The 24,257-nt window shown below is 64.7% G+C and carries 18 protein-coding genes; 7 read left to right on the top strand and 11 right to left on the bottom strand.

Annotated features, from left to right (window positions below; genetic code table 11):
• Positions 1 to 15 precede the first annotated feature (15 nt).
• Together pepN and BA190_RS29940 are read left to right on the top strand one after the other, a co-directional pair.
• Complete coding sequence (pepN, locus tag BA190_RS29945; RefSeq protein ID WP_068296820.1) at positions 16 to 2,637, top strand: aminopeptidase N; 2,622 nt, start codon at positions 16 to 18, stop codon at positions 2,635 to 2,637.
• A gap of 360 nt (positions 2,638 to 2,997) precedes the next feature.
• The gene (locus tag BA190_RS29940) at positions 2,998 to 5,289 is read left to right on the top strand and encodes a PAS domain-containing sensor histidine kinase (protein ID WP_068296817.1); all 2,292 of its coding nucleotides are present in this window, start codon (positions 2,998 to 3,000) and stop codon (positions 5,287 to 5,289) included.
• 44 nt (positions 5,290 to 5,333) lie between these two features.
• Here BA190_RS29940 and BA190_RS29935 read toward each other — a convergent pair whose 3' ends face one another.
• The 6 genes from BA190_RS29935 to BA190_RS29910 form a co-directional block, all read right to left on the bottom strand.
• Entirely contained in the window at positions 5,334 to 5,552 is a 219-nt protein-coding gene (locus BA190_RS29935; RefSeq protein ID WP_068296814.1) for a hypothetical protein, read from the bottom strand.
• Positions 5,549 to 5,854: an ATP-dependent Clp protease adapter ClpS gene (gene clpS, locus BA190_RS29930; RefSeq protein ID WP_068296809.1), complete on the bottom strand. Its 306-nt coding sequence runs from the start codon at positions 5,852 to 5,854 to the stop codon at positions 5,549 to 5,551. The genes BA190_RS29935 and clpS overlap by 4 nt, the downstream gene beginning before the upstream one ends.
• A gap of 130 nt (positions 5,855 to 5,984) precedes the next feature.
• Positions 5,985 to 8,882 carry a bifunctional [glutamine synthetase] adenylyltransferase/[glutamine synthetase]-adenylyl-L-tyrosine phosphorylase gene (locus tag BA190_RS29925; RefSeq protein WP_068296807.1) on the bottom strand — a complete coding sequence of 966 codons (2,898 nt, stop codon included), beginning with the start codon at positions 8,880 to 8,882 and terminating at the stop codon, positions 5,985 to 5,987.
• 137 nt (positions 8,883 to 9,019) lie between these two features.
• Positions 9,020 to 10,468 carry an ATP-binding protein gene (locus BA190_RS29920; RefSeq protein ID WP_068296806.1) on the bottom strand — a complete coding sequence of 483 codons (1,449 nt, stop codon included), beginning with the start codon at positions 10,466 to 10,468 and terminating at the stop codon, positions 9,020 to 9,022.
• A 72-nt stretch (positions 10,469 to 10,540) separates the two neighbouring features.
• Positions 10,541 to 11,221: a response regulator transcription factor gene (locus BA190_RS29915; protein ID WP_068296804.1), complete on the bottom strand. Its 681-nt coding sequence runs from the start codon at positions 11,219 to 11,221 to the stop codon at positions 10,541 to 10,543.
• Positions 11,222 to 11,468: 247 nt separating this feature from the next.
• Positions 11,469 to 13,004 (bottom strand): Do family serine endopeptidase, encoded by a 1,536-nt coding sequence (locus BA190_RS29910; RefSeq protein WP_082980133.1) that lies wholly within the window; start codon positions 13,002 to 13,004, stop codon positions 11,469 to 11,471.
• A 372-nt stretch (positions 13,005 to 13,376) separates the two neighbouring features.
• Between BA190_RS29910 and BA190_RS29905 the strand changes: the two genes are divergently transcribed.
• From BA190_RS29905 to BA190_RS29885, 5 genes are all read left to right on the top strand, one after another.
• Positions 13,377 to 13,907, top strand: coding sequence for an RNA polymerase sigma factor (locus BA190_RS29905; protein ID WP_068296962.1), 531 nt, complete (start codon positions 13,377 to 13,379; stop codon positions 13,905 to 13,907).
• Positions 13,908 to 13,946: 39 nt separating this feature from the next.
• Entirely contained in the window at positions 13,947 to 14,909 is a 963-nt protein-coding gene (locus BA190_RS29900; protein ID WP_245314998.1) for a FecR domain-containing protein, read from the top strand.
• Positions 14,910 to 15,157: 248 nt separating this feature from the next.
• Positions 15,158 to 17,782 (top strand): TonB-dependent receptor domain-containing protein, encoded by a 2,625-nt coding sequence (locus BA190_RS29895; RefSeq protein WP_371260435.1) that lies wholly within the window; start codon positions 15,158 to 15,160, stop codon positions 17,780 to 17,782.
• Between the two features lie 85 nt (positions 17,783 to 17,867).
• Positions 17,868 to 18,755 carry an energy transducer TonB gene (locus tag BA190_RS29890; protein WP_068296797.1) on the top strand — a complete coding sequence of 296 codons (888 nt, stop codon included), beginning with the start codon at positions 17,868 to 17,870 and terminating at the stop codon, positions 18,753 to 18,755.
• Positions 18,756 to 18,936: 181 nt separating this feature from the next.
• On the top strand, positions 18,937 to 19,446 hold the full coding sequence (locus BA190_RS29885) for a Dps family protein (protein ID WP_068296793.1): 510 nt from the start codon (positions 18,937 to 18,939) through the stop codon (positions 19,444 to 19,446).
• A 47-nt stretch (positions 19,447 to 19,493) separates the two neighbouring features.
• Here BA190_RS29885 and BA190_RS29880 read toward each other — a convergent pair whose 3' ends face one another.
• The 5 genes from BA190_RS29880 to BA190_RS29860 form a co-directional block, all read right to left on the bottom strand.
• Positions 19,494 to 19,952: a cytochrome c-type biogenesis protein gene (locus BA190_RS29880; RefSeq protein WP_068296790.1), complete on the bottom strand. Its 459-nt coding sequence runs from the start codon at positions 19,950 to 19,952 to the stop codon at positions 19,494 to 19,496.
• A 3-nt stretch (positions 19,953 to 19,955) separates the two neighbouring features.
• Positions 19,956 to 21,941: a heme lyase CcmF/NrfE family subunit gene (locus tag BA190_RS29875; protein ID WP_068296787.1), complete on the bottom strand. Its 1,986-nt coding sequence runs from the start codon at positions 21,939 to 21,941 to the stop codon at positions 19,956 to 19,958.
• A complete protein-coding gene (gene ccmE, locus BA190_RS29870; RefSeq protein WP_068296783.1) occupies positions 21,938 to 22,393 on the bottom strand; it encodes a cytochrome c maturation protein CcmE in 456 nt (151 codons plus the stop codon). Before ccmE ends, BA190_RS29875 begins: the two co-directional genes overlap by 4 nt.
• A complete protein-coding gene (gene ccmI / locus BA190_RS29865) occupies positions 22,390 to 23,532 on the bottom strand; it encodes a c-type cytochrome biogenesis protein CcmI (protein WP_068296780.1) in 1,143 nt (380 codons plus the stop codon). The genes ccmE and ccmI overlap by 4 nt, the downstream gene beginning before the upstream one ends.
• A gap of 222 nt (positions 23,533 to 23,754) precedes the next feature.
• Positions 23,755 to 24,153 carry a hypothetical protein gene (locus BA190_RS29860; protein WP_068296777.1) on the bottom strand — a complete coding sequence of 133 codons (399 nt, stop codon included), beginning with the start codon at positions 24,151 to 24,153 and terminating at the stop codon, positions 23,755 to 23,757.
• Between the last annotated feature and the right edge of the window lie 104 nt (positions 24,154 to 24,257).

Raw genomic sequence — 24,257 nt, 5'->3', positions numbered from 1 at the left:
CGGAATGAAGCCCCTATGACCGAAGCTGCCCTGGAACCCGTTCGCCTCGCCGACTACCGGGTCCCCGCCTTCCTGATCGACACGGTGCATCTCGACATCCGGCTAGAACGGACGCAGACCCGCATCGTTTCCACCCTCACTTTACGGCGCAATCCCCACAGTGCGGACCAGGAGGCCCTGAAGCTCCACGGCGACAGCCTCGTCTTCGTCGAGGCCTGGCTCGACGGCGTATCGCTGCCATCGGAAGCCTATTCGGTCTCGCCCAATGGTTTCAGCCTGCACCAGCCGCCCTCCGAGCCCTTCACGCTGGCGATCGAGACACGGCTCGATCCGTCGGCCAACACGCAACTGATGGGGCTCTACCGCTCCAACTCGGCCTATTGCACCCAATGCGAGGCCGAGGGCTTCCGGCGCATCACCTATTTCCTCGACAGGCCGGACGTATTGTCGGTCTACACCACGAGGATCGAGGCTTCGTTCCAGGAGGCGCCGGTGCTGCTCGCCAACGGCAACCGGATCGAGCACGGATCCCTGGCCGACGGCCGCCACTATGCCGTCTGGCACGACCCCTTCCCCAAGCCCTCCTACCTCTTCGCCATGGTTGCGGGCGATCTCGCCATGGTGGCCGACAGCTTCGCCACCCGCTCGGGACGGCAGGTCCGCCTGGAAATCTATGTCGAGCATGGCAAGGAGGATCGCTGCGCCTATGCGATGGACGCCCTCAAGCGCTCGATGCGCTGGGACGAGGAAGCCTTTGGCCGCGAATATGATCTCGACATCTTCATGATCGTCGCCGTGTCCGATTTCAACATGGGCGCCATGGAGAACAAGGGCCTCAACATCTTCAACGACAAATATGTGCTGGCCTTGCCCCAGACGGCCACGGACAGCGACTTTGCGGCCGTCGAGGCGATCATCGCACATGAATATTTCCACAACTGGACCGGCAATCGCATCACCTGCCGCGACTGGTTCCAGCTCTGCCTGAAGGAAGGGCTGACCGTTTTCCGCGACCAGGAGTTCTCCTCCGACCAGCGCTCGCGCCCCGTCAAACGCATCAATGACGTCAAGCTTCTGCGCAGCCAGCAATTCTCCGAGGACGGCGGGCCGCTCGCCCATCCCGTCCGACCTGAAATCTACAACGAGATCAATAATTTCTACACCGCCACGGTCTATGAGAAGGGCGCCGAGGTCGTGCGCATGCTCAAGACCCTGATCGGCGACGATGCCTTCGCCGCCGGCATGGATCTCTATTTCCAACGCCATGATGGGGAAGCGGTCACCATCGAGGATTTCCTGACCTGCTTCGCCGAGGCAAGCCGGCGCGACCTCGGCCAGTTCATGCTCTGGTACAAGCAGTCGGGCACGCCGGAGATTCGCGCCGAGGGGCGGTGGAACGAAGAGGCCGGCACCTATCATCTCAGCCTGAAGCAGATCCTGCCGCCGACGCCGGGCCAGCCCAACAAGCAGCCAATGCTGTTCCCGATCCGCCTCGGCCTGGTCGGTGCGGAAGGCGATCTTCCCGTCACGCTCGACGGCAAGCCTTTCGACGGTCTGGTGGCCCTCGCCGAATCCGAGCGCAATTACGTGTTCGGCAATGTGCGCCAGGCTCCCGTCCTCTCGCTGCTGCGCGGCTTCTCGGCCCCGGTCAAGCTCACGGTCGCACTCGACGAGGAAGCCCTGCTGACCCTTCTCAAGGCCGACAGCGACCCCTTCAATCGCTGGCAGGCCTCCCAGAGCTACGCGCTCAAACTGCTGCTGCGGCTGGTGAAGGACCCGGCGACACCGGTCGATCCGCGCTTCATCGCGGCTGTCCGTGGCCTCCTTGCCGGGGGGACCGCCGATCCCGCCTTCACCGCGCTCTCCCTCGCTCTGCCCAGCGAGACCGACATCGCCCGCGAGATCGGCAATGACGTTGATCCCCAGGCGGTCTATCAGGCCCGCTTGATCCTGCGGCAGACCCTGGCCCGGGAACTGCAGGCCGAATTGCTGCGCACCATAGAGAACATGACGGTGGCGGGCCCTTACTCACCCCAGGCCGCCGATGCTGGGCGACGCTCCCTGCGCAACGGCGCACTCGATTTGGTCTGCGCTGGCGGCACCTCCCAGGCGCTCGACGCCGCCGTGGCGCAGTTCGACAAGGCCGACAACATGACCGACGAAATGGCGGCGCTGGCTACGCTGGCCTTGTCCGCCACGCCGGCCGGCGAACGCGCCCTGCACAATTTCCGCGAGCGCTACGACAGCGATCCCTTGGTCATCGACAAATGGATGGGCGTGCAGGCGATGCTGCCGCTCGAAGCCACGCTGGACCGCGTCAAGGAACTCATGCGCGATCCCGCTTTCTCCCTGCAAAACCCCAACCGGGTCAGGGCCTTGATCGGCACGTTCTGTTCCGCCAACCAGACGCAGTTCAATCGTCCCGACGGAGAAGGCTATCGCTTCGTTGCCGACATCATCCTGGCCATCGACCCGAAGAACCCGCAATTGGCAGCCCGGCTCCTGGTCGCGTTCAAGACCTGGCGTTCCCTCGAACAGGGCAGGCGTACCCTGGCGGCGGCAACATTGCGCGACATCGCAAGGCGCCCGGGATTATCCCGCGACGTTGCTGACATCGCGCAAAGATCGCTTGCATGAAGCAATCATTGAAACTATGCGGTCCGCTCGGCTACGGCTAACCGTTGCAATCGAGAGTACCGGTGCCTCTAGGGAAGCATTCATAGGCTGCATCTGACGGAAAGCAGCCGCATCCCACCACATCTTGTGGTGGCGAGTTTTCAGCCCCATAGATGTAGCCGAAGTATCAAGATTTTGTCTTGAATCGGGCGCGAATTCTTCGCTTTTCAGCCGCAAACGGACACAAATAATTAAAAAAGTGTTCACGGCGACTCTAGACAAATCACGTGAAGGTTGATTCTTATAGCCTTATCGATTCGGGGGCGGTGATGACCACCTGCCCTATCGCAAATTCTCAAATAAGGCTGGAAGGGCTAAGCAATGGCGCGTGCAAACGCGACACATGCGTCTTTGCGCGCGCCGGGCATCCGGGGCCTTGCCAAGACACTGGTCTGCCCAACCTATCGGCGACTGATCGGGCTTGAACCGATCCTGCGCAAGGCCGTGCCTGTGCTGATCATCGCCTTTCTTGCCGTCATCGCCCTCGCCGCCTTCATCCAGGCCCGGGACAGCCGCCAGCAGGCCGTGCAGGATGCCGGGCGCAACCTCGACCTCATCGTCTCGGCCGCAGCGGCGCAATTGAGCGCGATTGTCGCCCAGAGCGGGCGGGTGCCGACCCGGGCCGCGATCACGGCGCCCGAGCACACCCTGCTTGCGGTGATCACGCCGCAGGGGCGCCTGCTCAACGATAATGGCGATGCTGCCGGCCTGATCGGCGCGATCGGCGACCGCTTAAGCGGCCAGTTGACCATCACGGTCGGCGGCACCGCCATGCTCGCTTCCATCGGCACCAGCGAAAGCCTGCGCATCGTCGCCGCCAGGCCGATCGACGACATCCTGGAGGGCTGGTATGCGCTGAGCGGCCGCCTGCTCGTCTTCACCACAACCACCGGCGGCGTGCTGCTGATCCTCGGCTTTGCCTATTACTGGCAGGCCTCCCGCGCACGCAGGGCCGACGACATCTACAACAACGTCCGCAACCGGCTGGAAACCGCGCTCAGCCGCGGGCGCTCCGGCCTGTGGGACTGGGACCTCGAAGCCGGGCGGGTGTTCTGGTCGGATTCGATGTTCCACCTGCTCGGCTATGAGCCGCAGGATGATCTTCTGGTCCATAGCGACATCGATCGGCTCATTCATATCGACGATGGCGGCTTGCGCACCCTTTCCGCCGAGCTGCTGGCCAAAGACCCGCCACTCGCGATCGACCGGCGCTTCCGCATGCGTTGCGCCAATGGCGAATGGATTTTCGTGCGCGTGCGCGGCGAACTGGTCTATGGCCCGCAGGGCAACAAGCGGTTGATCGGCATCGTCGTCGACGAAACCGAGGAGCGGCGGTTCGCCGAGCACACCAAGCGGGCGGATCTGCGCCTGCGCGACGCCGTCGAGACCATCTCGGAAGCCTTCGTCCTGTGGGACGCCGGCAACCGACTGGTCATCTGCAATTCCAAGTTCCAGGCCCTTCACAATCTGCCGGACGGCCTGGTCCGCCCCGGCACCCATTACAGCGCCATCGTCGAAGCCGGCTCCCAACCGGTGGTGCGCACCAACATGTCCCCCAACGCTCCGATCGAGCGGGGCGCGCGCACCTTCGAGGCCCAGCTCCAGGACGGTCGCTGGCTCACCATCAACGAGCGACGCACCAAAGATGGCGGCTATGTCTCCGTCGGTACCGACATCACCTCGCTGAAGGAGCAGCAGACCCGGCTGATGGACAGCGAGCGCAGCCTGATCGGCATGATCGCCGACCTCAAGCGCTCCCGGCAGGTACTCGAGCGCCAGACCCAGGAATTGGCCGAGCTGGCTGAAAAATATGCCGAGGAAAAGATCAAGGCCGAGTCCGCCAACCGGGCCAAGTCGGAATTCCTCGCCAATATGAGCCATGAGCTGCGCACCCCGCTCAACGCCATCATCGGCTTCTCCGAATTGATGGAGAACGGCACTTTCGGCGCGCTCGGCCAGCCTCGCTATGTCGGCTATTGCAAGGACATCAACGACAGCGGGCGCTATCTCCTGAACTTCGTGGACGACATCCTTGAAATGTCGAAGATCGAGGCGGGCGAAGTCACGCTGCAGCGCGAGCTCGTGGCGGTCGACCGCCTGCTCGGGGATCTCCTGCGCTCGCTTCGGCCGGAAACGGACGCCAAGAAGCTCAGCCTCCACCCCTCCTGGAGCAATGGCGTGAACCTGCAGGCCGATCGCCGCGCCCTGCGCCTGATCATGAACAATCTTCTCTCCAACGCCATCAAGTTCACGCCGGAAGGTGGCAGGATCGGCGTTCGCATCCGCCGGCACGGCAACCAGGTCGCCCTCTATGTCGAGGATTCGGGCATCGGCATTCCGGCGGAAGCGATCGGCAAGCTCGGCCGCCCCTTCGAGCAGGTCCAGACCCAGTTCACCAAGACGCACAAGGGATCGGGCCTCGGCCTTTCCATCGCCAAATCCCTGGCGGAGCTGCATGGCGGCTCGATCCGCATCCGCTCCGCCGTGGGCGTCGGCACCGTCGTCATGGTGGTGCTGCCGGTCGAAGCCACGCGTTCGCCGGTTCAACCGACCACGCCAGTCCTGATGCGGTCCGCACCGAGACGGGCGGCATCGGCAGCGCTGCTGCACTGACACCGCCGCGCGATGGAACCCGCCGCTTCGGCCTGGCGAGGAGATCAGGTTCGACTCTTGCCTCCTTCATCGGCTCCACGCCCCCCATCCATCTGCTGCTGCAGCGCCGCCAGCCGCGCCTCCTGGGCCGCGATGCGATCGGCCAGGAGGTCCTCGTTCGCGGCCCCGGAAGATGCCGCCGCCTGCTCCATCAATTGACGGATGTTCTCGCGGATGATCGCGATCTCGGCATCGTAGGACTGTGTGGTGCGGGGCGTATTCATTCTTCCGGCTCCGTCGTGAACAACAGGGGATAGCCCTGGCTGCGCGCCATATCCGTGGCCCGGGTCGCCTTCGTCTCGGCAATGTCGCGCGCGAACACGGCCACCACGCAGACGCCTCTTTGATGGGCGGTAAGCATAACGCGGTAGGCCTGTGACTCGTTCATGCGGAATTCGGCCTTGAGCACGACCACCACGAACTCCCGGGGCGTGTAGTCGTCATTGACCAGGATGACCTTGTGCAGCCGCGGCCGCTGGGTCCTGGTTCTGGTCTTGTTGCGAGGGCGAAGGTCGGTGTCACTCATTGGCAGAAATCTCCCAATGAAGCCTCCCGTCGGGAAGCGATGATCGGCAGCATTCTTCCACGTCCGAGCGACAAAATCGAGCCCGCTCGAAGGGAGTCCAGGGACGAATGGGCGGCATCGCCACGCTGGCTTACTTCCCGCCGACGACCTGCTTGAAAATATCCCGCACCTGCGTCTGCGTCACGCCGATGACGGCGTTGAGCTCGTCGAAATCACTGCATTCGGCCACGCGGCTAAGCAGGATCTTGCCGGTTTCGGAGGTCTTGTCGGGATCGAGATTGCCGCCGACGCAAAAGCGGATCACCTGGGAAAGAGCGGTGTAGAGCCGCCAGGCCTCGATGAGGCGTCTATGCGCCGTCTTGGCCAGCACGCCGGCTTCCAGGGCCTTGTCGAGAGCCCTGCCGGTATTGGCATCGAGCATGGCCGGATGCTCGGCCGCGTGCAGAAGTTGCAGGGTCTGTGCGATGAATTCGATATCGACCAGGCCGCCCCGGGCATTCTTGAGATCCCAGGGCCCGCGGCCGCCCTTCTCGCTTTCGAGCAAGGCCCGCATATCTGCGACATCCTTGAGAATTTTGCGCGGCTCGCGCTCGACGGCGAGGATCCCGGCGATCGTTTCCTCGATCAATCGCCCGAGTTCGACATCGCCCGCCACGATACGCGCCCGCGTCATCGCCATATGCTCCCAGGTCCAGGCTTCCTTGAGCTGGTATTCCCTGAAACCGTCGACATGGATGGCCACCGGCCCCTTCTGCCCGGAGGGACGCAGCCGCATGTCGACGGAAAAGGCCGTCCCCTCCCCTGTCGGGGCCGAGAGGGCGGCGATCAGCCTCTGCGTCAACCGCGCGAACCAGACGGAAGGCGCGATCGCGCGCGGTCCATCCGTTTCGATGGCATCCGGATCATGGTCGTAGAGCACGATCAGATCGAGATCGGAGGAAGAGGTCAGTTCCCGCCCGCCGAACTTGCCCATGGCGAGGATGCCGACGCGGGCACCGGGCGGACCGCCATGGGCCTGCTTCAGCTCGGCGATGACGAGATCGAGCAAGGCCCTGATCACGGCCTGCGCCAGGGCGGTGATCTGCTCGCCGACCAGCAAGGGATCGAGTTCCCCGGACAACAGGCGGGCACCGAGCACGAAAAGGCGCTCGCGCACGAAGATACGCACCAGGTCGAGCTTGTCCTCATAGCTCTCGCCCGTCGCGAGTGCACCGGCGAGGCGGGAATCGATCCAGGCCTGGGCATCACCGCCCTCGGCGCCATGGTCGAGCAGGCCGTCCAGCGCATGGGGGCGCCGCACCAGCACCTCGGCCAGGCGTGGCGCCACGCCGAGCACACGCGCAAGCACGGAGAAGAGCTTGGCGTTGTTGCGCAGGATCGAAAAGAGCTGGTAGCCCGAGGGCATGCGCGCGAGCAGCCCGTCGAACACGAACAGCGCCTTGTCGGGCCTGCCCTCCTTGGCCAGTGCCTGCAGCAGGGCGGGCGTGAGTTCGGTGAGATCCTCGCGCGCCTTGGCCGAGCGCATGGCGGGGTAGCGCCCGTGATGCCAGCCGCGGATCATCTCCGCCACCTGCGAGGGCGAGGCATACCCCAGGCGCTCCAAGGTCTTCAGCGTCTCCGGATCGTTCTCCTTGCCGGTGAAGACCAGGCTGCCGACGTCGCTGGCGAGCGGCGCCGAGGCCTCGAACAGGCGGGCATAATGCTGCTGCACCGTCTCCAGGCGGGCGATCAACGCCTTGGACAGGGCTTCGACATCGGCATAGCCGGCGAAGCGGGCAAACTCCAGGAGCGCCTGTTTCTCCGCCGGCAGGCTGTGAGTCTGCTCGTCGGCCATCATCTGGAGGCGATGCTCCAGCCCGCGCAGGAAATCATAGGCCTCGGTCAATTCATCGCGCGCCTCCGGCGTGATCCAGTTGGCCTCCTGCAGGGCGGCGAGCATGGCGACAGTACCGCGCCCGCGCAGATCGGGATTGCGGCCACCCGCGATCAATTGCTGGGTCTGCACGAAGAACTCGATCTCGCGGATGCCGCCGCGCCCGAGCTTTAGATTGTGTCCGGCGACGGCGATGGCCTCATGGCCCTTATGGGCATGGATCTGCCGCTTCATGGCATGGACGTCCGCGATGGCGGCATAGTCGAGATGACGGCGCCAGATGAAGGGCACCAGCCCGGCCAGGAAACGCTCGCCCAGCGCGACATCGCCGGCGCAGGGCCGCGCCTTGATCATCGCGGCTCGTTCCCAGTTCTGCCCGACACTTTCATAATAGCCATAGGCTGCGGGAAGCGAGATCGCGATCGCGGTAGCGCCGGGATCGGGGCGCAGACGCAGGTCAACCCGGAAGACATAGCCGTCGGCCGTGCGCTCGGACAACAATTTGACCAGCCCCTGCGTCAGCCGCACGAAGAAAGGTGCCGGCTCCAACCCTTCGCGCAAGGGCGCCGTTTCCGGATCGTAGAGGACGATCAGGTCGATATCGGACGAATAATTGAGCTCGAACGCTCCCTGCTTGCCCATCGCCAACGCCACCAGGCCGCAATCCCGGTCCGGATTTTCAGGATCGATCGGCAGGAAACGACCCGCTGCGGCCGCCTCCCGCAGCAGGAAACGCAAGGCCAGGGTCGCACTTTCGTCGGCCACGCGCGTTAGGGCCGCCGTAACCTCGGCAAGCCGCCAGACGCAGCCGAGATCGGCGATGCCGATCAGCAAGGCCGCTTCCTGCTTGAGCAGGCGTAGTGCCCGCATGGCCTCGGCGATATCGGCCGCAGCAGTACATTGGGCCTTGGCGCGCACGATCGCCTCTTCGAGCACCGCCCCTGGCGCTCCTGCCAGGATGCGCTCCAGGCGGGCGGGATCGGCCAGGGCCAGCCCCCACAGGAAGGGTGAGGCGGTGGCAAGCCCGGCCAGCACGGCGTGGCCCTGTCCGCCCTCCAGCGCCGCTGCAACGGTCGGTTGTGCGGCCGGATCCAGCACTTCCGCCAGATCGGCGAAGCGGGATTTGACACGACGTTTGTCTTCAATGGGAATCATGCCGCCGCCTCACCCTGCTTTCACGCTCTTCTTGTCGTTCCTTGGCGATAGCATTGGTTCAAACAATTCGCATGCGCAAATGGCTGGCTTCGAATGCCGTCATTACGACGTAGCCTGCTCTCGGGCGGCTGTCCGGTTCAGGAACGAACGCGCAGGCCGGGGCGGCGCAAGGCGAGCTTGGACAGCGCAGGCTCCTCGGCGGGCTTGTCGGGTAATTCCAGCACCACGCGCAAACCCGGCTGGTTGTCTTCCAGGCGAATCGTACCACCATGCAGCTTCACCATGGCGGAGACGAGCGCCAGGCCAAGGCCGGAGCCCGGGCGCGTGCGGCTCGATTCCAGCCGGACGAAGCGTTCCAGCACCCTCTGCCGGTCGGCCTGCGGAATACCGGCACCATGGTCGGCCACGCTGAGAATGACGCGCCCCTCGCGCTTCTCGGCCGCAATCGTCACGTCGCCGGCCGCACCGCCCTCCTCCTTGGGGCTGTATTTGAGGGCATTGTCGATAAGATTGGCCAGCGCCTGGCTGACGAGTTCGCGGTTGCCGCGCAGCGCCAAGGGCGATTGCGCCGCCACCACGATCCTGGCGCCGCTCTCCTCGGCAACGGGTTCGTAGAGCTCCGCCACCGCATGCACGGCCTCGGCGACATCGAACTCGCTGAGCGCCCCGTCGATACGGCCGCCCTCCGCTCGCGCGATCATCAGGAGGGCATTGAAGGTGCCGATCAACCCGTCCGACTCCTCGATGGTGCGATCGAGCGCAGCGCGATAGGCATCCTCGTCCTTCGCCGTTCGCAACGCCTCCTCGGCATGATTGCGCAGGCGCGTCAGCGGCGTCTTGAGATCATGGGCGATGTTGTCGGAGACCTCCTTGAGGCCCGCCATCAGCTCCTGGATGCGATCCAGCATGGCATTGGTCGTCGAGGCCAGCCTGTCGAACTCGTCATCCGTCCCCGCAACCTTGAGGCGGCGGGTGAGGTCCCCGTCGATGATGGAGCGGCTGGTGGCATTGATATCGTCGAGGCGATGCAGCACGCGCCGCGCCACGAACCAGCCGCCGGCCACGCCGAGCAACATGATCAAGCCGACCGACCACAGCGCCGCGTTGAACATGATCGCGCGCACGCGGCTCTGCTCGTCGAGATCGACGCCGACCAGCAGCTTATAGCCGTCCTGCAAGGCAAAAACCCGCACCAGCGCCGTGCGTGGGCCGGCCTTGCCGCCATCATCACGGCGATAGGGAATATTGCTGAGGCCCGGCTTGTCGAGCACGCCATCGGGCAGTTCGCTGACATTGCCGACGAGCGCTTCGCCCTGCGGCGTGGTGAGCAGATAGAGCAGCGACCCCGGCCGGCGGGTGCGGGCCTCGATGGTCGAGGCCAGCAGCATCACGCCACCCTGGGCATATTCGTCACTGAGGCTGTTGATCTCGGCATTGATGGAATTGCTGATCTGCGAGCCGAGGAGGCGCTGGGCATTCCAGAAGAAATAGCCGAGCAGCGAAGCCGCGAACAGCGTGAACACCAGCAGATAGGCGGCCATCAGCTTGAAGGCCGTGGTTCGGATCAGTTTCCGCAGTCCGGTCACGGCCAGTCTTTCCGATTCCGCCCCCGATGCAGTATTCCTCATGCTCACAAGGTAAAACTCTGTCGGGACCGCTTATTTCGCGCTGTCGCGGATCATGTAGCCCGCCCCGCGAATGGTGTGCAGCAATGGCTTCTCGAAGCCCTTGTCGAGCTTGGAGCGCAGGCGCGACACATGGACGTCGATGACATTGGTGCCGGGATCGAAGTGGTAGTCCCAGACATGCTCGAGCAGCATGGTACGGGTCACCACCTGGCCGGCATTCTTCATCAGATATTCGAGCAGCCGGAATTCGCGGGGCTGGAGGTCGATCTCCTCCCCCGCCCGCTTGACCACATGGGACAGGCGGTCGAGCTCGAGATCGCCGACCCGATAGACCGTTTCCTCGCCCTTGCCGGGACGCCGGCGCGACAGGACCTCGACCCGAGCCAGGAGCTCGGAGAAGGCATAGGGCTTGGGCAGATAGTCATCGCCACCGGCGCGCAGGCCCTTGACCCTATCATCGACCTCGCCCAACGCGGACAGGATCAGGGCGGGCGTCTGCGTGTCTTCGAGGCGCAGGCGGGAGATCATCGAAAGACCATCGAGCTTGGGCAGCATGCGATCGACGATCAGCACGTCATAGGGACCGTCCTTGGCCATGGCATAGCCGCTCAAGCCATCGGCGGCATGGTCGGCAACATGTCCCGCTTCCGAAAAGGCCTTGACCAGGTAAGCAGCTGCGTCGCGGTCGTCCTCGACGATCAGAATACGCATTTTGGTTTCAGACTCATTCATATTTCGAGTTGAAGGCGTCTGAGACGAGCTTTGCCACATTTCGAGGTCACCTCATAGGGCGCAATGACCCGCGCCCGCAGCATTCACATTGATGTTTTCAAGAACGCACCCCCAAACCCGATCTCCTCCGGCCGGAGGGAACGGAATCGGAGGCGGCAAGGATTCGGGCCAAGAAGCCGGCGCGACCGCCCGTGATGGGCGGCCGCACCAGCGGTTTCAGCTCGGATCAGGCCTTGCCGATCGGCAGGGCGACAAAGTGCAGGCCGTCATTGTTCTTCACGCGCAGCAGTACGGTGCGCTTGGAGTCGGCCTTGGCGCTCGAAAGGATCTCGCGAACCTCACGCACATTGCTCACCGGCTTGCCGGCAATGTCGAGGATGACGTCCCCCGGGCGCAGCGATTCGGCCGCGGGGCTGCCCGGGTCGACATCGGTTACGACCACACCGGCCTTGCCGGCGCCAGCCACGGCAGCGGCCGGCGCGAGTTCAACGCCCAGGCTCACCAGTGAGCTCTTGCCGCCGGTGTCGTCATCCTGCTGCGAGCGCGCATCGGCCAGTTGCTTGTCGCCCGGCAGCTTGCTCGTCTCGACCTTGACGCTCTGCTCCTTGCCGTCACGCCAGACGGTCAGGTCAGCGGTCTCACCGGGCTTCACATCGGCGATGGCACGGGCAAGCTCGCGGGAATCGCTAACTTCCTTGCCGTTGACGGCCGTGATGGCATCACCCGACTGCAGGCCGGCCTTGGCGGCGGGGCCGTTGTTGGTGACGTCGGCGATCAGGGCACCCGAAGCCTTCTTCAGGCCGATGGAGTCGGCGATATCCTGGGTGACCGGCTGGATCTGCACGCCGATATAGCCACGCGTCACCTGGCCGTCGGCCTTGAGCTGCGAGACCACGCGCGAGACGGTCTCGGCGGGAATGGCAAAACCGATGCCGATCGAACCACCGGACGGCGAGTAGATCGCCGTGTTCACACCGATGACACGGCCGGAGAGGTCAAAGGTCGGGCCACCCGAATTGCCGCGATTGACCGGAGCATCGATCTGCAGGAAGTCGTTATAGGTCGAGTTGTTGAGATCGCGGCCACGCGCCGACACGATGCCTGCCGTCACAGTACCGCCCAGGCCGTAGGGATTGCCGACGGCCAGCACCCAATCGCCCACGCGCGGCTCATTCTGCAGTTCAAGCTCGACAAAGGGGAACTTGCCCGCATCGTCCTGGACCTTCAGCAAGGCGAGGTCGGTCTTCGGATCGACGCCGATCACCTTGGCCGTATAGGTCTTGCCGCCATCGGTGACGACATCGACTTCCTTGGCATGGTCGACGACGTGATTGTTGGTCACGACATAGCCGTCAGCCGAGATGAAGAAACCGGAGCCCAGCGCCATGCCGAACTGCTTGCGAGGCCGGCCGGGCTGCATGTTGCCGCCGCCAGGCCCGTTGAAGAAGAACTCGAACGGATTGGCCGGCGCACCGTCATTGTCGTCGTCGGAGGCGCTGGCATTGGTTTCGGTCTTGACCTTGATGGAAACCACCGCCGGCCGCACCTTCTGGACGATATCGGCAAAACCCGGCTGCGCGACGCCAGATTGAACGGCTTGGCTCTGGGTCTGCGCGAAAGCAGGCGTGACGGACGGCATGACCACGAAGTTGCCGGCAACAGCGCCGGCGACGCCAAGGCCGAACACGGCGGCCATCAGGCGCGTGCGGCGGCGGGCGAGGATACCGGCCTTCGGCTTCATGTCATGATCGGATGAATTCATCGTGATAGGCTCCATAATGACACGGCCTTCCGTAGGGATAGACCGGTCGCCTTTGCTTCAGCGCCCCCATTCAGCGCCGTTGCCGGTGACAATGCCCTGACCAACATTACGGCTCTTTTTCCGTCGGATTACTCTTTAGTAAGACGCACTTTTTTTCCCGCTTGAGAGCATGTCCCACCGGCTGGATGCCGACCCCTATCGCACTATAACCGCACATCCCACCGGACGGCACCGGATTTCTGCACCCCTTAGAATCCATATAAACTATTGATGTTGCAGGGAAATTGTTGATGGGATATCAGGTTTTGCCATGAGTTGACGCGCATCGCCTGCCCGAAGCGCGACTTCGTTCCCTTTTCCGATGCCGCGCCGATGACGACGTTCAGCACGACCGATGCCCGTGACGACCTGATGTCGCTCTATCTGCGTCAATGGAAGACGCTGCGCAGCCTGCTGCGCAAACGCAGCGTCTCGCACGATCTGGCGGAGGAGGCCGTCCAGGAAACCTGGCTGCGGCTGGCGGACATGAAGGGCACGCGAGGCCCCATTCAGGATCAGCAGGCCTTCCTGCTGCGCATCGCCGGCAACATCGCCATCGATCTCGCCCGCAAGGATCGCCGGCATTCGGCCCGCTGCATCAGCGATGAAGCCATTCTCCAGGCGGTGGCCGACAGCGCTCCATGCCCCGAGACGATCACGATCGATTGTGACCAATTGCGTTTCCTGGCCATCGGCCTGTCCAGGCTCGCACCCAAGCCACGCACGGCCTTGCTGCTGAATCGTTGCGACGGCCTTTCCCATCGGGACATCGCAAAGCGGCTCGGCGTTTCCGAAAGCATGGTGGCGCGCTACCTCGCCCAGGCGCTGCGACATTGCCGCGACCATTTCCGCGCCGTCGCCTGACCCCTCGGCCGATCACGTATAGATTGCCGGGAGCAGAGGGTGACGAGAACGCCGACCAGACAGATGGAACCGGGCCAAGAGAGGCGGCAAGCCAATATCGCACTCAGTGACGCGGCCATCGACTGGCTGGTCAGGCTCCATTCCGGCCAGGCAGGCAAGGCCGACCATGAGGCTTTCGCGGCCTGGCGCGGGCAGAGCCCGGAACATGAACTGGCCGCCCGCGAGGCCGAGACGATCTGGCACGGCATCGGCCTTGCCGGAGGCAAGGTCCAACGCAATGCCCGCGCCAAATTGACGAGACGGGCAGTGCTTGGCGGCGTGGCGGTCGGTGGATTGGCCGTCGCCGGTTCCAGCCTTCTACGCCCGCATCTGTTCGCCGACCACAGTACCGGTGCCGGAGAACGCGCGACGATAACCCTGCCGGATGGCTCCACCGCCCTTCTCAACGGCGACACGGCGCTGAATGTCTCCTTCGATGCCGCCCAGCGGCGCCTGGAACTGCTCGCAGGTCAGGCGCTGTTTCAAGTCCGGCCGGACGCCGGACGGCCTTTCGTGGTGGCGGCCAATGGCGGGCAGGCGCGGGCCGTGGGAACCGTATTCGACGTCGACATCCGTTCGCAGGAAGTGGTCGTTACCGTGGTGGAGGGACAAGTGGACGTGACGGCCGGTGCCCGACCCGGCACGGGCGTACTCGCGGCAGCCGACCAGCGGGTGCGCTACGGCCCAGACAGCCTCCCCTCGGCGGCCGAACCCGTCGATGCCGAATCCGAGACGGCCTGGCGCAGGGGCAAGCTCATCTTCAACCAGAGGCCGCTGGGCGATGTCGTGGTCGAGATCGAGCGTCAGCGCCGCGGCAGGATCGTGATCACCAGCGCCCGCCTGCAGTCGCTGGAGGTGACCGGGGTATTCGAGCTGGCCGACCCGGAATCCGTGCTCTCCACCATCGAGGCGACGCTCCCCGTCAAGGTGACGCGGCTGCCCTTCGTCACCATCCTGCACTGAAGCCGCCTTCCCTCGAGCGCTTGGGACATGGTTCCGCTCCCCTCTTCCGCGGGCACTTCGAAATTTTCCTGCCGACGCGGTGCAAGATCGCCGGCCTCGTTTCGTCCTGGAGATATGGGGGTCTGGCAGACGTTTTCAGGAAACGCCTGCTCTCCCCCCTTTTGATCAGCGGGGCGGGATTGATGGACGGCAGAAGATCGGGACATGATAGGGGGTGCGGCTTTGGCGGTCTCACCAGGATCGCACTTTTGGGGTCGGCATCGATCGGCCTGGCGCTGGCGTCGGCATGGTGCGGCGGCGCCGCCTATGCGCAGACGTCACAACAGGCCACCATTCGCCTCGACATCCGCCAGCAGGGCCTGGGCCCGGCGCTCACCCGCTTTGCCGATCAGGCCGGGCTGCGCCTGCTGTTCGCCTCGTCCCTGGTCGCCAATCGAACGAGCCCTGCCCTGTCCGGCAGCTACACCCGAGAACAGGCGCTTTCGCGCCTGCTCGCAGGCACCGGGCTTTCCTACAGCTTCACCAGCGCCAACACCGTGACCATCGGCGGGCGTGCTGCCGGCACGGCGGCCCCGCCTGCCGACGACGGCTCGCTGGTTCTCGACGTCATCACCGTGACGGCCGGCAGTGGTGGCAACCCGCAGGAAGCCCCCTATGAGACGCCGGCGCCCACCGCCTACATTTCGGAAAAGGCCATCGAGCGCTTCCGGGGATCGAGCCCGGCCGACATCTTCCGGGGCACGCCGGGCGTGACGTCGGGCGAAGCGCGCAACGGCGCCGGTGCCATCGACGTCAACATCCGCGGCATGCAGGGCATGGGCCGCGTCGCGGTGACGGTCGATGGCGCCGAGAATGCGGTGACCGTCTACCAGGGCTATCAGGGCACGTCCAACCGCACCTTCGTGGACCCGGACCTGCTCGGCGGCATCGACATCACCAAGGGATCGGATGTCACCTCCAGCGGCATCGCCGGCACCGTCGCCATGCGCACGCTCGATGCTGCCGACATCGTGGAGGACGGCAAGAATTACGGCGTGCGGGTCCGTGGCGGCTTCGGCACCAACACCTCTTCGCCGAAAGCCGGCGCTGTGGCCGGCTACCAGTGGCCTTACGCCTCCTGGGCCCCGCCCATCGCCACGCCATCCCCGACCGGCATGGACCGGCCAGCCCTCCTGTCGCCGACGAGTGGATCGGGCAGCGTCGTGGCCGCGGTGAAGCAGGAGAATTTCGACCTGATCGCCGGCTACGCCTACCGCAAGCAGGGCAATTACCACGCGGGAACGAACGGGCCTTCGGCCTATCCCATCCATTTGGGACCACGCCGCGTGTGCTCCACGCCCACTTACTGCGAAAACTACAAGGACTATATCGACAATGGCGGCATCGCCAATTACCGCGCCGGCGAGGAGGTGCTGAACACCCAGCTGGAGACGCAATCCTGGATCGCCAAGGGGACGGTGCGCTTCGGCGACGGGCATAGCGTGCAGCTCGGCTATAACGGCTTTCGCAGCGAAGCCGGCGACCTTCTCGCCTCCAGGCTCACCAATGACCGGGGCCAGGCGGTCCAGCAGGCACAGACCACCGGAACCTCGGTCGACAGCGTCACGCTGCGTTACCGCTGGAAGCCCGAAGACAACGACCTCATCAACCTCAAGACCAATCTGTGGTGGAGCAAGCTGGAGATGCGCAATCCGTTGCGCGCCGGCTACAGGCCACCTAAACCGGGGGATTTCCGCTCCGGGTCCGACACGGACATGTGGGGCGCCGAGATCACCAACACCTCCAAATTCCATCTGCCCTACGGTTCGGCCGACCTGACCTATGGCCTCTCTTATCGAGGCGAGGATACTCGCCCGAGCCGCGGCACCAAGGAGGCGGAAACCTGGCTGGACCTGCGCGACGGCATCCGCCACGAAGCCGCCGGTTTCGCCAAGGTCGCCTGGCAGCCCGTCGACTGGCTCACCCTCAACGGGGGGCTGCGCTACCAGTATTTCTGGTCCGAGGATCGTAACGCCCCCGAACAGGTGCGGCCCGACTACACCTACGACACCAGGCTGGCCAAGGGCGGCATCAGTCCCTCGATCGGCGTGACGGTCGAGCCTTTCGACGGCACCCAATTCTACGTCAACTATTCCAATGCGATGCGGCTCCCCAGCATCATGGAATCGGTCTCGGCCTTCACCATGAACGTCAATTCGCATCTGAAGCCCGAGCGTTCCAGCAATTGGGAAATCGGCACCAATCTGCGCCGGGAGGGCATGCTGTCGGCGAATGACAAGGGCATGCTCAAGCTGGGCTATTTCGACTGGACCGTCGACGACTACATCGCGCGCCAATGGTACACCTTCCCCAACGGTGTCTCGGGCATGCGCATCTTCAACATAGATCGCGCCCATTTCTCCGGCCTGGAACTATCCGGCCGCTACGAACTCGGCGGCTTCACGGCGGATCTGGCGGCCAATTACTACACCAATGTCGAGTTCTGCCGCACCGCCGGGACCTGCGAGAACAAGTCGCTTTATGCCGACTACTCGACCAACCATATTCCGCCCCGCTATTCGCTGGCGCTTACGCTGTCCCAGAAGCTGATGGACGACGCGCTCACCGTCGGAGGCCGGATTTCCCATGTCGGTGCCCGCGCCATCGGCCATGGCGACGTGACGGCCCAGGGCGCATCCCAGTTCATCGCCCTGGTAGACTGGAAGCGGCACACGCTGGTGGACGTGTTCGCCGAATACAAGTTCAGCAAGAACCTTACGGGCAGCGTCCGCGTCGAGAACCTGACCGACCAATATTACGTCGACCCCCTGAGCCTGGTGCAGCAACCGGGCCCGGGGCGCACCTTCTACGCCTCGCTGACCGCCACATTCTGACGGCGCCGATGAACACGCTGCGCAAGGCCAGCTATCCCACGATAGCCCCGGTCGGGCTGGAGTGCGTACCGGAAGGCGCCCCATCGTGACCGATTGGCAAACCGTTTCAGGCTCCGGGAGCCGCCTCGCGGATCTGGCTCTCTGGGCCTGTTCGGGTCTCGTCGTGCTCAGCCTGCACCTTGGGGTTGCCATCTGGTGTCTGTGGCCGTCGCCGGCGGCGCCTTCCGCCGATACGCCGCCGCCGGCGATCATGATCGAGCTCGCGCCGACCCCGGAGGCGGTGCAGACCCAGACCAACGAGATTTCTCCCGAACTGCAGGCGGCGGAACCCCAGGCTGCCAGCGAAGCGGCCCCGGCGCCCGAGGAACCCGTGCCCGCCGACCCCATCGAGGAGGTCCAGGCTCCGGAGCCGGTAACGGAGGCAGCCAAGCCGCAACCGATAATGGAAACGCCGCAGACACAGGTCACACAGGCCGAAGTACAGCTCCCCGAGCAGCGGCCCATCGAGATGAAGGCGAGGCAGCAGACTGCTCTCCGGCCAGAGCCAAAAAAGCCGCCCAAGCAAAAGCCAGCCAAGCCACGTCCTCAGCACGCCCAGGAGGCTTCGAAGGCGGCCGTCGTGGCACAGGCCCAGGCCAACCAGTCGAGCCGCAACGCAGCCCGGCAAACCAGCTCCGGCCAGCTGTCCGGCCAGGCGCCGGCGGAGTGGCGCTCGCAGTTGATGGCGCATCTCGAACGGCGCAAGCGTTATCCAGCCGGCGCCCGTTCGCGCGGTGAACGTGGTATTGCCTATGTCCGCTTCCGGATCGACGACGAAGGCAACGTACTGGCAGCCTCGCTCGCCCGTTCCTCGGGTTCTGTCGAACTCGACCAGGAGGTACTGTCCCTGGTCCGGAGGGCCTCGCCCGTTCCCGCGCCGCCGGCTGGCGTCAGCCGGACCATCACCGCGCCGGTTCGGTTTGATTCAAGGTGAGATCGGTGCACGAGCAACCAGGCAAAGCAGACAGGGCCATGGCGGTCCAACGATTGTCCAAGCTCGATCCGCGATGAACCTTGCTGGCCGAGCGATGTTCTATGAAGGCTGCCTCTCCGTCATGGTTCCGCTTGGGCTGGAGAGGAGCGCCACCGACCTGATAGCAAAAGGAAACGACTTGATGGCCAAGGACAAGGCGAAGGCATTGAAGACGGCGGATCTGCGGGTCCCCACCGATCTGGGTTCCAATGCGACAAAGGATCTGTCAGGCGCACTCACGACGTTGCTTGCTGACGTGTTCACCCTTTATCTGAAGACCAAGAATTTCCACTGGCACGTCTCGGGCCCGCATTTTCGCGACTATCATCTGCTGCTGGACGAGCAGGCCGATCAGATCTTCGCCATGACCGACGCCATCGCGGAAAGGGTCCGCAAGATCGGCGGCACCACGCTGCGCTCGGCTGGCCATATCGGGCGGCTGCAGCGCCTGTCGGACAATGATGCCGATTTCGTCACGCCCGGCGACATGCTCGCCGAGTTGCTCGACGACAACAAGCGCCTGGTCGGCTTCCTGCGCGAAACCCACGATCTGTGCGATGAACACCGCGATGTCGCAACGGCGAGCCTGATCGAAAACTGGATCGACGAAACCGAACGCCGAGCCTGGTTCCTGTTCGAGACCGGCCGATAGCAAACCTCTTCCGCATCGCGAGCCGGGCGGCCGCGGCGATCCGCGGCCTAGCCTTCCCGCTTGAGGATATCATCGACCCTGGCCTGCTCATCCGAACTGAGCGGTGCAGGAGCAGCAGCCTGCCGCCGCCGCGTCGACAGGAATATGGCGATGCCGCCCAGCAGCAGCAATGCGGGCGGCCCCGACCACAAAGCGAGCGTCCGCCATTCCAGAGGCGGCTTCAAGAGGATGAAATCGCCATAGCGGGCAACCAGGAAGTCCTTGACTTCGGCGTCGCTGTCGCCGGCCTTCAGGCGCTCGCGCACGAGGATGCGCAGGTCCTTGGCGAGCGAGGCATTCGAATCGTCGATCGATTCATTCTGGCAGACCATGCAGCGCAGTTGCGCCGACAGCGCGCGGGCGCGTGCCTCGAGGGCCGGGTCGGGTAGAACCTCGTCCGGCTGCACGGCCAGCGCCGGCAGCACCATGAGGCCGAAAAGGCAGGCGAGGATGAAGCGCTTCGCCATCGCCTATTCGGCCGGTTGCATGGTCTGGGCAAGCCGGCGAGCCGGCTTGGGCGCGCCGACGCGCAGGCGACGGTCCGAGAGTGACAGCAGGCCGCCAAACGCCATGATCAGGCAGCCGAGCCAGATCAGGGTGATCAGCGGCTTGTCGTAGAGCCGGGCCGCAATGGCACCATCCGGCAGATTGTCGCCGAGGCCGATATAGATCTGGTCGAAACCATGGGTGCTGATGCCCGTTTCCGTCACCGGCATCTGGCGCGCCGGGTAGAAACGCTTGGAGGACGTCATGCGGCCGATCTCGACGCCATCGCGGCGGATCACGAACTGCGCCTCGGTGGCCGTGTAGTTCGAGCCGCGTCTGGGTACTGCGCCGACATAGGTGGCCTGGAAACGTCCGAAGGTGGCGGTCTCGCCGGGCTTCATCGCCACGATGGTCTCCGATTGCCAGGCTGAGGCAGCGACGACGCCCATCAACGTGACGCCGACGCCAAAATGGGCGAAGGCCGTGCCGAAGGCCGACCGCGGCAGGCCCGTTGCCCGGCGCAGGCTGGATCCCAGCGGCTCGCGGAACAGCTTGATGCGCCCGGCGATCTCGACCACCGCTCCCGCCATGATGAAGAAGGCGAGGCCTGCGCCGAGCGGTGCCAAGACCGGCCCGCCCTGCTTGAGCCACAGCGTCACCAGCGCGGCCAGGATGGCCAGGCCGATCGCAGCGGCGAGGCGCTGCATGGCACCGGCTAGGTCACCACGCTTCCAGGCCAGGAACGGCCCGAACGGCATCACCACCAGCACCGCCAGCATCAGCGGCCCGAAGGTCAGGTCGAAGAAAGGCGGACCGACCGACACCTTGCCGCCGGTCAGGGCTTCCAGCGCCAGCGGGTAGAGCGTGCCGATGAACACGGCAAAGCAGCTCACCGTGAGCAGGAGATTGTTGAGGATCAACGCGCCCTCGCGCGAGATCGGCGCGAAGATGCCGCCCTGCTTCAAGGCCGATGCGCGCCAGGCGAACAGGCTGAGGCCGCCGCCGATGAACAGCACCAGGATGGCGAGCATGAACACACCGCGCCTGGGATCGGTGGCGAAGGCGTGCACCGAGGTAAGCACGCCCGAGCGCACCAGGAAGGTGCCGAGCAAAGAGAGCGAGAAGGTGAGGATGGCGAGCAGGATCGTCCACACCTTGAGGGCATTGCGCTTTTCCATCACCAAAGCGGAGTGGAGCAGCGCGGTGCCGGCCAGCCAGGGCATCAGCGAGGCGTTCTCGACCGGATCCCAGAACCACCAGCCGCCCCAGCCCAGCTCGTAATAGGCCCAGTAGGAACCCATGGCGATGCCCAATGTCAGGAAGATCCAGGCCAGCAGGATCCAGGGCCTGACCCAGCGTGCCCAGGCGGCATCGATGCGCCCCTCGATCAACGCGGCGGCGGCGAAGGCAAAGGCGATGGAGAAACCGACATAGCCGAGATAGAGGAGCGGGGGATGGATGGCGAGGCCGACATCCTGCAGGATCGGGTTGAGATCCTGCCCCTGCATCGGCGCCGGCGTGAGGCGGGTGAAGGGATTGGAGGTGAGCAGGATGAACAAGAGGAAGGCCGTGCTGATCCAGGCCTGCACCGCCAGCACGGTCGCTTTCATGGTCGGCGGCAGGTTGCGGCCGAAAGCAGCCACCAGTCCGCCGAAAAACGCCAGGATGAGGACCCAGAGCAGCATCGAGCCCTCATGGTTTCCCCATACGCCTGTAATCTTGTAGAGCAGCGGCTTGGCCGAATGGGAATTCTCGAACACGTTGGTAAGCGAGAAATCCGAGCTGACATAGGCATAGGTCAGCACGCCGAACGCCACAGCAACGAAGAGAAGCTGGAACAAGGCCGAACTGGTGCCGATACGCATCAGCCCGAGATCGCCGACACGAGCACCCCACAGCGGCAGCACCGACTGGATCACGGCAAGCGTGAGGGCGAGAACAAGTGCGTAATGGCCGGCTTCGACGATCATGGCTTCTTCCCGTAAGCGCCGCCCTCTTCCCAATGGCCTTGCGCCTTCAGCGCATCCGCCACCTCCTTGGGCATGTATTTCTCGTCATGCTTGGCCAGCAGCGTATCGGCCTGGAAGACGCCGGCGCTGTCGACCACGCCCTCGGCCACCACGCCCTGCCCCTCGCGGAAGAGGTCGGGCACGATACCCGAATAGACGACCTTGATCGACTTGTTGGTGTCGGTCACCGTAAAGGCGATCTCGGAGGCGCTGCCGCGCTGCAGGGAGCCCTGCTCCACCAGGCCGCCCAACCGCCAGCGCTGGCCGGGCGTGGTCTGCTTGCCGACGATGTCGCTCGGCCCGGCGAAATAGGACATGGTGCCGCCCAGGCTGAACAGCACCAGGCCTACCGCAGCCGCAAGGACCACACCGGCCGCCCCGATCATCGCCAGACGTCTGCCCTTGCGCGTCATAGACCCAATGCCTTCGAAAGCTCGTCCATCTGCCTGACGGCGTCGGGCGAATTGGCCAGGGCCTTGCGGGCATCGGCAAGGGCAGTGCGGGCATTGTCCGCCTGCCCGAGCACGCTATAGGCCTTGATCAGCTTCATCCATTCCTCCGGGCTGCCCCCTTGCGATTTTAACCGCTCGGACAGCCCGGACACCATGCCCTGGATCATTTTGCCGCGCTCCTCCGGCGTCATCGCCTGGGCGGCCTTGACATCGTCCTGCGACGGGCCGCGTGCAGCCGCATCGGGACCAGCACCATCGGGAGCAGATTTGGGCTGCCCGCCGACCCTGGCGATTTCCTGCCGCAGGAAGTCGGCAGCATTGGGATTGTCGGCAATCAGGGCCTGCCAGGCCTCGATCGCCCCCTTCTTGTCGCCGTCCTGTTCCTTGGCGAGACCGAGGAAATAGGCGGAGCGGAATTCCTTCGGATCGAGCTTGAGGGCCCGCTGGAAGGCGGCCTTGGCGTCGGCCGTCACCATGCGGTCGGCGGCGGCGACGACGGCAACACCGAAATTGGCCTCGCGCTCGGCGGTCGATCCCAGCAGCCGCAGCGCATTGGCATAAGCCTGCTTGGCATCCTCGAAGCGCTGCTGGCGCAGATAGATCTGCGCCATCAATTCCCAGCCGCGGCCATCTTCGGGATTCTCCGCCAGCTTGGCTTCGACCCGGGCCACCAATTCGTCGAGCGAGGCGTTTTCAATATTGCCGTCCAGCCGTGCCGCCAGCGGCTGGTCGGGACTCGATGGCGAGCCGAGATAGGCATAGAGCCCGAGGCTGAGCAGTGGAACCGCAACCAGGACGACGCACGCGGCAAACCTGCGCCGCCCACTGGCCGCCCGTTCGGCCGGCTGCCGGTCCTTCTCGGCCTTCTCTCCCTCATCGGCCTCGATCAGCCTGCGGGAGACCTCGATGCGGGCGGCCTGCGCCTCGCTCCTGGCGATCAGCCCCCGCTCAAGATCGCGATCGATCTCGGCCAGCTGGTCCTTGTAGATGGCGACATCGGATGCCTGCGGCGTCACGGCGCTGCCACGCTGCGCCAGCGGCCACAGCAATGCCAGAGCTGCGAGGCCGGTCATGGCGGCCAGGGCTATCCAAAGGAGCATTCGAGATCTCTTGCGCTGGCCATAAGGCCTAATTTGGGCGTTTCAAACGCGCAGAGACGCCTTATCACCCATCGGCTGCGGGCAGCGTGCGCGACCGCACCCCCGCCCACCCAGATATCGCCGGAGCAAAGCGCGTTCATGACCGAACACCTCTTCGCTCCAGCTTTTCGTCCCGACGCGTCGCTGCGATTCCCGGCCCTTCCGCCCAATCGCAAAACGCCTTCAGCTGTTGACCCAACCGCCATCCGGCTGCCGGCACGCCGTCGAACGGGCGACGCTTGGCACGCCGTCCTTGTAGACGGTCTGGGAATATTGCCGGCACGGGGCCGCACCCGGGTTCTGCAGCGGCCCGGCCACCACGCTGCCGTGGGTGGTGGCGTTGCTGTCGCTCTTCCAATCGACACTGACCTTGGCTTTGCCATCCAGGGCCGTGCGCCGAGCCTGCTCGGCCCGGGCGCGATCGGCCGGATCGAGGCCGTCGAGGATCGGCGAATTGCTGGTGGCGGGCGTGGGCGGCGCAGCGGCAACGGTCGGCTGGGTGGTCGAACTGGTAAGCCCGCATCCTGCCAGCGGCAGTGCCACCACAGCCAGGCCAAACAGCTTGACGATCGATTTTTTCATAGGACCCCTGACCTAAGCATAAGAGCATAAGCTGCCGGCAGCCTTACACGCAAAAACGCCCTGCGCCAACCGTCTCGCAGTGTCGCAAGGGGCAGGTGTTCCGC

The organism is Labrys sp. WJW, from assembly GCF_001676615.1.
Taxonomy (GTDB): Bacteria; Pseudomonadota; Alphaproteobacteria; order Rhizobiales; family Labraceae; genus Labrys; species Labrys sedimenti.
This window is presented reverse-complemented; position numbering and strand designations above follow the sequence as displayed.